The sequence below is a fragment of the Variovorax atrisoli 110B genome (assembly GCF_000382045.1).
GTDB classification, from domain to species: Bacteria; Pseudomonadota; Gammaproteobacteria; order Burkholderiales; family Burkholderiaceae_C; genus Variovorax; species Variovorax atrisoli.
In genome coordinates this window covers 376,290-388,623 of record NZ_KB907452.1, presented here as the reverse complement: position 1 = coordinate 388,623, position 12,334 = coordinate 376,290, and the positions used below count along the sequence as shown (strand labels likewise).

Annotated in this window: 14 protein-coding genes; all 14 read left to right on the top strand. The window is 67.6% G+C overall.

The features are described from left to right. The first annotated feature begins 37 nt into the window (after window positions 1-37). The 14 genes from G369_RS0112905 to G369_RS0112840 all read left to right on the top strand — a co-directional run bounded on the left by G369_RS0112905 (window position 38) and on the right by G369_RS0112840 (window position 12,332). The gene (locus tag G369_RS0112905; protein ID WP_019654421.1) at window positions 38-1,516 is read left to right on the top strand and encodes a glutamate synthase subunit beta; all 1,479 of its coding nucleotides are present in this window, start codon (window positions 38-40) and stop codon (window positions 1,514-1,516) included. Between the two features lie 136 nt (window positions 1,517-1,652). Beyond that, entirely contained in the window at window positions 1,653-2,516 is an 864-nt protein-coding gene (locus G369_RS0112900) for an ABC transporter ATP-binding protein (RefSeq protein WP_019654420.1), read from the top strand. Then, window positions 2,513-3,295: a lipid asymmetry maintenance ABC transporter permease subunit MlaE gene (gene mlaE / locus G369_RS0112895; protein ID WP_019654419.1), complete on the top strand. Its 783-nt coding sequence runs from the start codon at window positions 2,513-2,515 to the stop codon at window positions 3,293-3,295. Before G369_RS0112900 ends, mlaE begins: the two co-directional genes overlap by 4 nt. A gap of 136 nt (window positions 3,296-3,431) precedes the next feature. After that, complete coding sequence (gene mlaD / locus G369_RS0112890) at window positions 3,432-3,920, top strand: outer membrane lipid asymmetry maintenance protein MlaD (protein ID WP_019654418.1); 489 nt, start codon at window positions 3,432-3,434, stop codon at window positions 3,918-3,920. 26 nt (window positions 3,921-3,946) lie between these two features. Continuing rightward, on the top strand, window positions 3,947-4,681 hold the full coding sequence (locus tag G369_RS0112885; protein ID WP_019654417.1) for an MlaA family lipoprotein: 735 nt from the start codon (window positions 3,947-3,949) through the stop codon (window positions 4,679-4,681). A 167-nt stretch (window positions 4,682-4,848) separates the two neighbouring features. Next, entirely contained in the window at window positions 4,849-5,505 is a 657-nt protein-coding gene (locus G369_RS0112880; RefSeq protein WP_019654416.1) for an MlaC/ttg2D family ABC transporter substrate-binding protein, read from the top strand. After that, window positions 5,465-5,797, top strand: a complete 333-nt coding sequence (locus G369_RS0112875; protein WP_502266757.1) for an STAS domain-containing protein — start codon at window positions 5,465-5,467, stop codon at window positions 5,795-5,797. The genes G369_RS0112880 and G369_RS0112875 overlap by 41 nt, the downstream gene beginning before the upstream one ends. A 92-nt stretch (window positions 5,798-5,889) precedes the next feature. Then, complete coding sequence (locus G369_RS0112870) at window positions 5,890-6,837, top strand: ABC transporter ATP-binding protein (RefSeq protein ID WP_019654414.1); 948 nt, start codon at window positions 5,890-5,892, stop codon at window positions 6,835-6,837. A 91-nt stretch (window positions 6,838-6,928) separates the two neighbouring features. Beyond that, the gene (locus G369_RS0112865) at window positions 6,929-7,684 is read left to right on the top strand and encodes an ABC transporter permease (RefSeq protein ID WP_026346350.1); all 756 of its coding nucleotides are present in this window, start codon (window positions 6,929-6,931) and stop codon (window positions 7,682-7,684) included. Between the two features lie 120 nt (window positions 7,685-7,804). Beyond that, the gene (locus tag G369_RS0112860; protein ID WP_019654412.1) at window positions 7,805-8,047 is read left to right on the top strand and encodes a BolA family protein; all 243 of its coding nucleotides are present in this window, start codon (window positions 7,805-7,807) and stop codon (window positions 8,045-8,047) included. Window positions 8,048-8,089: 42 nt separating this feature from the next. Continuing rightward, window positions 8,090-9,394 (top strand): UDP-N-acetylglucosamine 1-carboxyvinyltransferase, encoded by a 1,305-nt coding sequence (murA, locus tag G369_RS0112855; protein WP_019654411.1) that lies wholly within the window; start codon window positions 8,090-8,092, stop codon window positions 9,392-9,394. Between the two features lie 28 nt (window positions 9,395-9,422). After that, a complete protein-coding gene (gene hisG / locus G369_RS0112850) occupies window positions 9,423-10,064 on the top strand; it encodes an ATP phosphoribosyltransferase (RefSeq protein ID WP_019654410.1) in 642 nt (213 codons plus the stop codon). Between the two features lie 13 nt (window positions 10,065-10,077). Continuing rightward, entirely contained in the window at window positions 10,078-11,448 is a 1,371-nt protein-coding gene (hisD, locus tag G369_RS0112845; protein ID WP_019654409.1) for a histidinol dehydrogenase, read from the top strand. 38 nt (window positions 11,449-11,486) lie between these two features. Then, on the top strand, window positions 11,487-12,332 hold the full coding sequence (locus G369_RS0112840) for a hypothetical protein (protein ID WP_019654408.1): 846 nt from the start codon (window positions 11,487-11,489) through the stop codon (window positions 12,330-12,332). Window positions 12,333-12,334: the final 2 nt, after the last annotated feature.

Here is a 12,334-nt window from a genome sequence, read left to right as displayed (position 1 = left end):
CAGTGAGCAAGCGACGGGGGTGTGAAAAGGAACCACGATGGGAAAGATCACCGGCTTCATGGAGCATGAGCGCATCGAGGAGGGCTACAAGCCCGTCTCCGAGCGCGTCAAGCACTACAAGGAATTCGTCGTCGGCCTGAGCAACGAGCAGGCCAAGGTGCAGGGTGCGCGCTGCATGGACTGCGGCACGCCGTTCTGCAACAGCGGCTGCCCGGTCAACAACATCATTCCGGACTTCAACGACCTCGTGTACCGCAACGACTGGCAAAACGCCTTCGCGGTGCTCGACTCGACCAACAACTTCCCCGAGTTCACCGGCCGCATCTGCCCGGCGCCCTGCGAGGCTGCCTGCGTGCTCAACGTGAACGACGACGCGGTCGGCATCAAGTCGCTGGAACACGCGATCATCGACCGCGCCTGGGACGAAGGCTGGGTGGCGCCGCGCGTCGCCAAGCACAAGACCGGCAAGAAGGTGGCGGTGGTGGGCTCGGGCCCGGCCGGCATGGCGGCAGCCCAGCAGCTGGCGCGCGCCGGCCATGACGTGACGCTCTTCGAGAAGAACGACCGCGTCGGCGGCCTGCTGCGCTACGGCATCCCCGACTTCAAGATGGAGAAGTCGCACATCGACCGCCGCGTCGAGCAGATGAAGGCCGAAGGCGTGGTGTTCCGCACCGGCGTGATCGTCGGCGCCGCGAAGGACCCGCTGGGCAAGGGCTCCAAGGTCACGAACCTGGCCAAGGAAACCGTCACGCCCGAGCAGCTGCAGAAGGATTTCGACGCCGTGCTGCTGACCGGCGGCGCGGAGCAGTCGCGCGACCTGCCGGTGCCCGGCCGCGACCTCGACGGCATCCACTTCGCGATGGAGTTCCTGCCGCAGCAGAACCGCGTCAACGCCGGCGACAAGGTCAAGGGCCAGCTGCGCGCCGACGGCAAGCACGTGATCGTGATCGGCGGCGGCGACACCGGCTCCGACTGCGTGGGCACCAGCAACCGCCACGGCGCGGTCAGCGTCACGCAGTTCGAGCTGATGCCGCAGCCGCCCGAGGAAGAGAACCGCCCGCTGACCTGGCCCTACTGGCCGATCAAGCTGCGCACCAGCTCCAGCCACGAGGAAGGCTGCGAGCGCGAGTTCTCGATCTCCACGAAGGAGTTCATCGGCGAGAAGGGCAAGGTCACCGGCCTGAAGACCGTTCGCGTCGAATGGAAGGACGGCAAGATGCAGGAAGTGGCCGGCAGCGAGCAGGTGCTCAAGGCCGACCTGGTGCTGCTCGCCATGGGCTTCGTGAGCCCCGTGGCCTCCGTGCTCGACGCCTTCGGCGTGGAGAAGGATGCGCGCGGCAACGCGCGGGCGACGGTCGACTTCGTCGGCGGCTATGCCACCAATGTTCCGAAGGTCTTTGCGGCCGGCGACATCCGCCGCGGACAGTCGCTGGTGGTGTGGGCGATCCGCGAAGGCCGCCAGGCTGCGCGTTCGGTGGACGAGTTCCTGATGGGCTTCAGCGACCTGCCTCGCTGATAAGGGGGGCTCCTCGGCGCGGGCCGTTGTCCACGGCTTCCTGACGAGGGTCTGACGGGCGCCGCGCTGAATTTTGTTTCAGTTTCGCGGGGCCGCTCGCCGCCCCGTTATCATCCGCGTCAAACCGCATGCCGGGATGCTTGAAAGGGCGCCCGGCTTTTTTATTGAGATGGACACCGCCAAACCGCTGCCACATCCCTTCGTAGAGTTTCGCGACGTCAGGTTCGGCTATGGCGCGCGCACCATCCTCGACGGCGTCTCGTTCGCCGTGCCGCGGGGCAAGGTGACCGCGCTGATGGGCGCCTCGGGCGGCGGCAAGACCACCGTGCTGCGGCTGATCGGCGGACAGCAGAAGGCGCAGCGCGGCGAGGTGCTCTTCGATGGCAGCGACGTCGGCAAGCTCGACGCCAACGCCCTGTACGCCGCGCGGCGGCGCATGGGCATGCTGTTCCAGTTCGGCGCGCTGTTCACCGACATGAGCGTGTTCGACAACGTGGCGTTTCCGCTGCGCGAGCACACGCAACTGTCCGAGGCGCTGGTGCGCGACGTGGTGCTCATGAAGCTCGACGCCGTCGGCCTGCGCGGCGCGCGCGACCTGATGCCCAGCGAGGTGTCCGGCGGCATGGCGCGGCGCGTGGCGCTGGCGCGCGCGATCGCGCTCGACCCCGACCTCGTGATGTACGACGAGCCCTTCGCCGGGCTCGACCCGATCTCGCTCGGCACTGCCGCACGCCTCATCCGCCAGCTCAACGACGCACTGGGGCTCACCAGCATCATCGTGTCGCACGACCTGGAGGAAACCTTCCGCATCGCCGACCACGTGATCATCCTGGCCAACGGCGGCATCGCCGCGCAGGGCACGCCTGCCGAGGTGCGCGAGAGTGCAGACCCGCTGGTCCATCAGTTCGTGAATGCGCTGCCCGACGGCCCGGTGCACTTCCACTACCCCGGCCTCAGCATCGAAGACGACTTCGGCAATGTCGAGGGAGGACGCTCATGACCTGGTGGAAGCCCGCCGACGTCGGTTTCGCCACGCGCGGCCACCTGGCCAACCTGGGCTACGGCGCGAAGCTCTTCATGCGCCTGGTCGGACCGGGTGCGCAGATCCTTCGCCGCTTCGCGCTGGTGCGCGACCAGATCCATTTCCTGGGCAACTACTCGCTGGCGATCATCGGCGTCTCGGGCCTGTTCGTGGGCTTCGTTCTCGGGCTGCAGATGTACTACGCGCTGCAGCGCTACGGATCTTCCGAGGCGCTGGGCCTGCTGGTCGCGCTGAGCCTGGTGCGCGAACTCGGGCCTGTGGTGGCTGCATTGCTTTTCACCGGACGCGCCGGCACCTCGCTGACGGCCGAGATCGGCCTCATGAAGGCCGACGAGCAACTGAGCGCCATGGAGATGATGGCCATCGACCCGGTGCAGCGCGTGCTCGCGCCGCGCTTCTGGGCCGGCGTCATCACCATGCCGCTGCTCGCGGCGGTGTTCAGCGCCGTCGGCATCATGGGCGGCTACGTGGTGGGCGTGCTGATGCTGGGCGTGGACCCGGGTGCGTTCTGGGCGCAGATGCAGGGCGGTGTCGACGTCTGGCGCGACGTGGGCAACGGCGTGATCAAGAGCATCGTCTTCGGCTTCACCGTGACCTTCATCGCGCTGCTGCAGGGCTACGAGGCGCAGCCCACGCCCGAGGGGGTGTCGCGCGCGACCACGCGCACGGTGGTGACGGCGTCGCTGGCGGTGCTGGGGCTCGACTTCCTGCTCACCGCCATGATGTTCAGCATATGAACCGGCAGATCCCCGGGCTTGCCCACTTCGTGCGACCGCCAACCTTCTTGCAGGGGGCAACGCCTGCGGCCCGGCAATGCCGGTTCCGCGGTGTTCCCCGAATGAGCCAAACCGCTGGAATTTAGGAAGAGTAGATATGCAACGTTCCAACAACGACATCTGGGTCGGCCTGTTCGTCCTGATCGGCGCTGCTGCGCTGCTGTTCCTGGCATTGCAGTCGGCCAACCTGCTGAGCCTGAACTTCCAGAAGACCTATTCGGTCACGGCGCGCTTCGACAACATCGGCGGCCTGAAGCCGCAGACCGCGGTGAAGAGCGCCGGCGTGGTGGTCGGCCGTGTGGAATCCATCTCCTTCAACGACAAGACCTTTCAGGCCGACGTCACACTGGCTTTGCAAAACCGTTACAGTTTTCCCAAGGACAGTTCGCTCAAGATCCTGACCAGCGGCCTGCTCGGAGAGCAGTACATCGGAATCGAGGCGGGCGCCGAGGACAAGAACCTGCAAGCCGGCGACACCATCACCGCGACCCAGTCGGCCGTGGTGCTGGAGAACCTGATCAGCCAGTTCCTGTACAGCAAGGCGGCGGAGGGAAATTCGACGCCTGGAACAGCCAATAAGAAATGAAAACACGATATTTTTTGTCTTTTGCTATGAATAACGTAGCAAATCGGATTCGCTGGGCAGGTGCCGGCGCAGTTCTCGCTCTGGCCGCCGGTTGCGCGACCGGACCTGGCGCCAACCCCGCCGACCCTTTCGAGCCGTTCAACCGCGGCGTCTCGCGCTTCAACGACGCCGTCGACGATGCCGTGCTGGTGCCCGCGGCCACGGCCTACCAGAACGCGCTGCCCTCCATGGTGCGTACCGGCGTGAACAACTTCTTCAGCAACATCGGCGACGTCTGGAATCTGGCCAACAACGTGGCCCAGCTCAAGCTGCAGAACAGTGCCGAGACCTTCATGCGGCTGAACGTCAACACCATCTTCGGCCTCGCCGGCGTGCTGGACGTGGCGACCGAGGCGGGCATTCCCCGCCACGAGGAAGACTTCGGCCAGACCCTGGGCTACTGGGGCGTGGGCTCCGGCCCGTACGTGGTGCTTCCGCTGCTGGGTTCCTCCACGCTGCGCGACACCGCCGCCAAGCCGCTCGACATTTGGGGCGACCCGCTGGGCCATGTGGAAGACATCCCGTGGCGCAATTCGCTGACGGTGCTGCGCGTCGTCGACACGCGCTCGCAGTACCTGCGCGCCAGCCGCCTGCTGGGCGATGCGGCGCTCGACAAGTATTCGTTCACGCGCGATGCCTACCTGCAGCGCCGCCGCAGCCAGGTCTACGACGGCAATCCGCCGGACGACGGTGGTGGTACCGACAAGGGCACCGACAAATAGACAGAGAAAAAGTACCGCCGGAGAGGAGAGTGCTTGCATCCGGTTGCAAGGCTTCACCTCCCGGACAGGAACCCGGTCGGCTCCATGGGGCTCGAAACCGTTCCTGTCTCAGCAGCCGGGTGTTTCCGGATGCCTGCGGATCTTCAAACTTGAATGAGGGACTCCCCATGAACAACAAGACCCTGCAACGTCGCGATATCGGCCGCCTGGCACTGGCTGGCGCACTGCTGTTCAGCGCCGCCGTCGCTTTCGTCCAGCCCGCCCGTGCCGCCGACGAGGCGCCCGATGCGCTCGTCAAGCGCCTGTCGACCGACGTGCTCGAGACGATCAAGGCCGACTCGTCCATCAAGTCGGGCGACGTCAACAAGATCATGGTGCTGGTCGACAGCAAGATCATGCCGAACGTCAACTTCCAGCGCATGACCGCTTCCGCCGTCGGCCCGGCCTGGCGTACCGCCACGCCCGAGCAGCAGAAGCGCCTGCAGGACGAGTTCAAGGCGCTGCTGGTTCGCACCTACGCCGGCGCGCTCGACCAGGTGACCGACCAGACCGTCACCGTGCGTCCCTTCCGCGGCTCTCCCGATGACAAGGACGTGCTGGTGCGCACCGAGGTCCGCGGCCGTGGCGATCCGGTCCAGCTCGACTACCGCCTCGAGAAGACCCCCGGCCAGGGCGCAGGCTGGAAGGTCTACAACCTGAACGTGCTGGGCGTGTGGCTGGTCGATACCTACCGCACCCAGTTCGCGCAGGAAATCAACAAGAGCGGCATCGACGGCCTGATCGCTGCGCTCGCCGCGCGCAACAAGGGCAACGGCAAGGGCTGAGAAGGAGCCGCACGCGATGCTGGTCCTGCCCGCCCGACTCACTCATGACGAGGCCCCCGCATGCATGCGCATGCTGCAGCAGGGGCTCAAGGGCCAGGCCGACTCGTCGTCCACCGTGGTCGACGCGACGGCGCTGGCCCATTTCGACTCCTCGGCGCTGGCCGTGCTGCTCGAATGCCGGCGCGAATCGAGCGCGTTGGGGCGCGGTTTCTCCGTCAAGGGGCTCTCGCCCCGGCTGCGCGAACTGGCGGCGCTCTACGGCATTGCCGGACTGTTGCCCGCCGCGCCCTGACCCCGTTGCGTCGGCCCCGGCTGGGGCCGCATGAGGGTATCGGGAGCGTTCGAGGCGGCTTGTAGAGCGGCACCTTAAAATCGCGGGCTCCCATGCCCGCGATCTCATTCCAGTCGGTCTCCAAGACCTATCCCCCTTCCAGACAGCAGAAAGCCCAGGGCAAGTCCGGGCTCAAGGCGGTCGATGAGGTCAGCTTCCAGATCGAGGAGGGCGAGTTCTTCGGACTGCTCGGCCCCAACGGCGCGGGAAAGACCACCCTGATCAGCATGCTCGCCGGCCTTTCGCGGCCCACGGCGGGCGCCATCAGCGTCCATGGATTCGACGTGCAGCGCGAGTACGCGCAGGCGCGCCGCCAGCTCGGCATCGTGCCGCAGGAGCTGGTGTTCGACCCCTTCTTCAACGTGCGCGAGTCGCTGCGCATCCAGTCGGGCTACTTCGGCATCACCAACAACGAAGCCTGGATCGACGAGCTGCTGCAGAGCCTGGGCCTGGCCGACAAGGCCACGGCCAACATGCGCCAGCTCTCCGGCGGCATGAAGCGTCGCGTGCTGGTGGCGCAGGCGCTGGTGCACAAGCCGCCGGTGATCGTGCTCGACGAACCCACCGCTGGCGTCGACGTCGAGCTGCGCCAGACGCTCTGGCAGTTCGTCGCCAGGCTCAACAAGCAGGGCAGCACGGTGCTGCTCACCACCCACTATCTCGAAGAGGCCGAGGCGCTGTGCAGCCGCATCGCGATGCTCAAGCTGGGCAAGGTGATCGCACTCGACCGCACCAGCGAGCTGCTGAAGTCGGCCGCGAGCAACGTGCTGCGCTTCAAGACGGACGCCATGCTGCCCTGGGCGATCGCCCAGCACGCGCGCATCACCGGGCGCATCGTCCAGCTGCCGGCGCAGAACGCACATGAAGTCGAACAACTGCTGGCCGCCATTCGCGAAGCCGGCGTCACGGTGGAAGACGTGGAGATGCGCAAGGCCGACCTGGAAGACGTGTTCATCGACCTGATGGCCGGCGAGCAGACTCCGCTGGAGGTGGCGCGATGAGCGCCGCGCCGCGCCGCCCCAAGCAAGCGAAGCTCCCCCTCGGGGGGAAGCGCGGACGCGCAGTGCCGTGCAAGGGGGCCTCATGATCGCCGTGACCGGCTGGCGCGCGCTGCTCTACAAGGAGACGCTGCGCTTCTGGAAGGTCGGCTTCCAGACCGTGGGCGCGCCTGTGCTCACCGCGCTGCTGTACCTGATGGTGTTCGGCCACGTGCTCGAAGACCACGTGAAGGTCTACGGCACGGTCGGCTACACCGCGTTCCTGGTTCCCGGGCTGGTGATGATGAGCGTGCTGCAGAACGCCTTCGCCAACAGCTCGTCTTCCATCATCCAGAGCAAGATCATGGGCAACCTGGTCTTCGTGCTGCTCACGCCGCTGTCGCACTGGGGCTGGTTCTTCGCCTACGTGGGCTCGTCGATCATCCGCGGGCTGGCCGTGGGGCTGGGCGTGTTCGTGGTCACCATCTTCTTCGCGATGCCGGGCTTCCAGGCGCCGGGCTGGATCCTGGTGTTCGCGCTGCTGGGCTCGGCCATGCTGGGCACGCTGGGCCTCATCGCCGGACTCTGGGCCGAGAAGTTCGACCAGATGGCGGTGTTCCAGAATTTCCTGATCATGCCCATGACCTTCCTGTCGGGCGTGTTCTATTCGATCGGCTCGCTGCCGCCGTTCTGGCAGAAGGTCAGCCACCTGAACCCGTTCTTCTACATGATCGACGGCTTCCGCTACGGCTTCTTCGGCGTGAGCGACGCCTCGCCGTGGCTCAGCCTGGGCATCGTCGGCACCGCGTGGCTGGTGGTGAGCGCCATCGCCATCCATCTCCTGCGCATAGGCTACAAAATCAGAGGCTAGACAATGGCTCTCCCCCAGGCTGCGCGCACTTCGTGTCGCTTCGCCAACCCCCTTCCGGGGGCGACACCTGCGGCCCGGCAAAGCCGGTTCCCCGGTGTCCCCCAATGAAACCTGCCTCAAATGACTGCTGACCAACTCCAAGCCATCATCACCGCCCACCTGCCGTGCGAGCACATCTCGCTGGAGGGCGATGGCCGACATTGGTACGCGACCATCGTCTCGGCCGAATTCGAGGGCAAGCGCTCGATCCAGCGCCACCAGCGGGTCTACGCCACCCTGGGTGCGAAAATGCACACCGACGAGGTGCATGCGCTTTCGATGAAGACGTACACGCCGGCCGAATGGGCGGCGGTGGAAAAATAACTCCCCGGGCCCTCGCGGCCTCCTGATTTCGCTGGAACTTCGATGGACAAACTTCTGATTCGCGGCGGGCGAGAGCTCCGCGGCGAAGTACTCATTTCCGGCGCCAAGAACGCAGCGCTGCCCGAGCTGTGCGCGGCCCTGCTGACCGACCAGCCCGTGGTGCTGCACAACGTGCCGCGCCTGCAGGACGTGTCGACCATGCTCAAGCTGGTGCGCAACATGGGCGTTTCGGCCGAGCGCGACCCGAACGAGAAAGATGGCGGCACCGTCCGGCTCGACGCGGGCGACCTGAGCAAGCCCGAGGCGCCGTACGAGCTCGTGAAGACGATGCGCGCGTCGGTGCTGGCCCTGGGCCCGCTGCTGGCGCGCTTCGGCCATGCCAAGGTGTCGCTGCCCGGCGGCTGCGCCATCGGTTCGCGGCCGGTCGACCAGCACATCAAGGGCCTGCAGGCGATGGGCGCCGAGATCGTGGTCGACCACGGCTACATGGTCGCGCGCCTGCCTGCCGGGCGCACGCGGCTGAAGGGCGCGCGCATCCTGACCGACATGGTCACCGTCACGGGCACCGAGAACTTCCTCATGGCCGCCGCGCTGGCCGAAGGCGAGACGCTGCTGGAGAACGCCGCGCAGGAGCCCGAGATCGTCGACCTGGCCGAGATGCTGATCCGCATGGGCGCGAAGATCGAAGGCCACGGCACCAGCCACATCCGCATCCAGGGCGTCGAGAAGCTGCACGGCTGCGAGCACACGGTGGTGGCCGACCGCATCGAGGCAGGCACCTTCATGTGCGCCGTGGCCGCCACGGGCGGCGAGGCCTTCCTGCGCAACGCGCGCGGCGACCATCTGGATGCCGTGATCGACAAGCTGCGCGACGCCGGCTGCAAGGTTACGTCCGAGAAGGACGGCGTGCGCATCGCCTCGAAGGGGCCGGCCTACGAGCACCTGAAGGCGCAAAGCTTCAGCACCACCGAGTACCCGGGCTTCCCGACCGACATGCAGGCCCAGTTCATGGCCCTGAACGTGATCGCGCGCGGCGCCTCGATGGTCACCGAGACCATCTTCGAGAACCGCTTCATGCACGTGAACGAGATGGTGCGCCTGGGCGCCCACATCCACGTCGAGGGCAAGGTGGCGATGGTCGAGGGCGTGCAGCAGCTCTCGGGTGCCACCGTGATGGCCACCGACCTGCGCGCGTCCGCCAGCCTCGTCATCGCCGGCCTCGTGGCCGAGGGCGAGACGCTGGTCGACCGCATCTACCACCTCGACCGGGGCTACGACCGCATGGAAGCCAAGCTGCGCGGCCTCGGTGCCGACATCGAACGACTGACCGGAGCGGCAGCCGCATGATCACCCTCGCATCACAGGAGTCGCAATCGTGATCACGCTTGCTCTGTCCAAAGGCCGCATCTTCGAGGAGACGATGCCCCTGCTGGCCGCCGCCGGCATCGAGGTCACCGAAGACCCCGAGAAATCGCGCAAGCTCATCCTCGGGACCACCCGCCCCGACGTGCGCGTGGTGCTGGTGCGCGCCTCCGACGTGCCCACCTACGTGCAGTACGGCGGCGCCGACCTCGGCGTGACCGGCCTCGACGTCTTGCTCGAGCACGGCAACCAGGGCCTGTACCAGCCGCTGGACCTGCGCATCGCCGCCTGCCGCCTGAGCGTGGCCGTGCGCGCCGACTACGACTACGCGTCGGCCGTGAAGCAGGGCTCGCGCCTGCGCGTGGCCACCAAGTACGTGGGCCTGGCGCGCGACTTCTTCGCCAGCAAGGGCGTGCACGTCGACCTGATCAAGCTCTACGGCAGCATGGAGCTGGCGCCGCTCACCGGCCTGGCCGACGCCATCGTCGACCTGGTCTCCACCGGCAACACGCTCAAGGCCAACCACCTCGTCGAGGTGGAGCGCATCATGGACATCAGCGCCCGCCTGGTGGTGAACCAGGCTGCGCTCAAGCTCAAGCGCGAGCCGATCCGCCACATCATCGACGCCTTCGCCACCGCAATTCCTTCCGCCTGAAATCTCCCGCCTCATGACCTCGAAAGCAGCCCCCCTCCGCCTGTCCACGACTTCAGCCAGCTTCGACGCTGAATTCAAGGCGCGGCTGCATTGGTCCGCGGATGCCGACGCGGCCATCGAGACGGTGGTGGCGGACATCCTCGCCGATGTGCGCAAGCGCGGCGACGAGGCGGTGCTCGAGTACACCCGCCGCTTCGACGGCCTCGGCGCGAGCGCCATGTCCGAGCTCGAACTGACGCAGGCCGATTTCAAGGAAGCATTCGATTCGCTGCCCGCCGCACAGCGCGATGCGCTGCAGGTCGCGGCCGACCGCGTGCGCAGCTACCACGAGGCGCAGAAGAAGGCCAGCGGCGAGAGCTGGAGCTACCGCGACGCGGACGGCACGTTGCTGGGCCAGAAGGTCACGCCGCTCGACCGCGTGGGCATCTACGTGCCGGGCGGCAAGGCGGCCTATCCGTCGAGCCTGCTGATGAACGCGATCCCGGCCCACGTGGCGGGCGTCGGCGAAATCATCATGGTGGTCCCGACGCCCGTGAAGGGCAGCGTGGCGACGGGCGGCGCGGGCGGGCAGTCGTCCACGAAGGGCGAGCGCAATGTGCTGGTGCTCGCCGCCGCCTACGTGGCCGGCGTGACCCGCGCGTTCACCATCGGCGGCGCCCAGGCCGTGGCCGCGCTGGCCTACGGCACCGACACCATCCCTGCCGTCGACAAGATCACCGGACCCGGCAACGCCTACGTGGCCGCCGCCAAGCGCCGGGTGTTCGGCACCGTGGGCATCGACATGATCGCCGGCCCCAGCGAGATCCTGGTGCTGGCCGACGGCACCACGCCGCCCGAGTGGGTGGCGATGGACCTGTTCAGCCAGGCCGAGCACGACGAGCTGGCCCAGAGCATCCTGCTGTGCCCCGATGCCGCCTACATCGACCGCGTGCAGGCCGAGATCGACCGCCTGCTGCCGACCATGCCGCGCGCGGAGATCATCGCCGCCTCGCTCGACGGCCGCGGCGCGCTGATCCACACCAAGAGCATGGAAGAGGCCTGCGAGATCAGCAATCGCATCGCCCCCGAGCACCTGGAGGTGAGCAGCAGCGAGCCGAACCGCTGGGAGCCGCTGCTGCGCCACGCCGGCGCGATCTTCCTGGGCGCCTTCACCAGCGAGAGCCTGGGCGACTACTGCGCGGGGCCGAACCACGTGCTGCCCACCAGCGGCACGGCGCGCTTCTCGAGCCCGCTGGGCGTGTACGACTTCCAGAAGCGCTCCAGCCTGATCGAGGTCAGCGAGGCCGGTGCCCAGGTGCTGGGCCCCATCGCCGTGACGCTGGCCGAGGGCGAGGGCCTGCAGGCGCACGCCGAGGCCGCCCGGATGCGGCTGCGTAAGATCTGAATTCCAACAACAACCCGCATGCGGGAGGAGCACGCCTGATGATCGATCGTCTCTTCGGTTTTCGTTTCTTCGGTTCTCGCCTGTTCAGGTTCGCCACCACGGCCGTCGCCGGCGCCGCGCTGCTGGCGGCCTGCAGCCAGATGCCGCAGGCACCGAGCGGATCGGTGGCCGCCACGGCCACGCCCAGCGCCGCACCCGCAGCGCCTGCGCCGCAGCTCGGTACGCAGTGGGGCGAGGGGATCGAGTCGAGGACCCGCACGGTCGTCACCAAGCGCCTGTCCGACCAGCCCGACGACGTGGCCTCGCTGGGCTACAACGAGGCCTCCGCCGTGCGCCGCGCGGTGGGCGGCAACCCCGAGCGGCGCCTGAGCCTGATGCTGGCCGACGGCGACGTCGAATGGTCGGTGCTCGACGAGGACGGCCGTCCGCTGCCGCTGCAGCGCGCCCGCCGCCGTGCCGGTGGCGACGAGATGTTCCGCCTCGCCGGCGTCGAGGGTTCGCGCTACACGCTGCGCTTTCGCAACCTCAGCGAGCGCAGCTACGAGCTGATCGCCACCGTCGACGGCCTGGACGTGCTCAGCGGCAAGCCCGGCAGCCTGCGCAACGGCGGCTACGTGCTGCAGCCGCTGCAGTCGATCACCATCGAGGGCTTCCGCAAGAGCCAGAACGAGGTGGCGGCCTTCCGCTTCTCCGCGCCCGGCCGCGCCTATGCCGCCAACACCGAGGCCGGCGACGTGCGCAACATCGGCGTGATCGGCGCCGCGCTGTTCGAGCTCGAGGAGCGCAACGCGCCCCGCCGCCAGCGCCGCGACGCCGCGCCGCAGCAGCCCAGCGCCTTCCCGGCCGACGGTGCCTACGCGCCGCCGCCGCGCTACCGCAAGTGAGC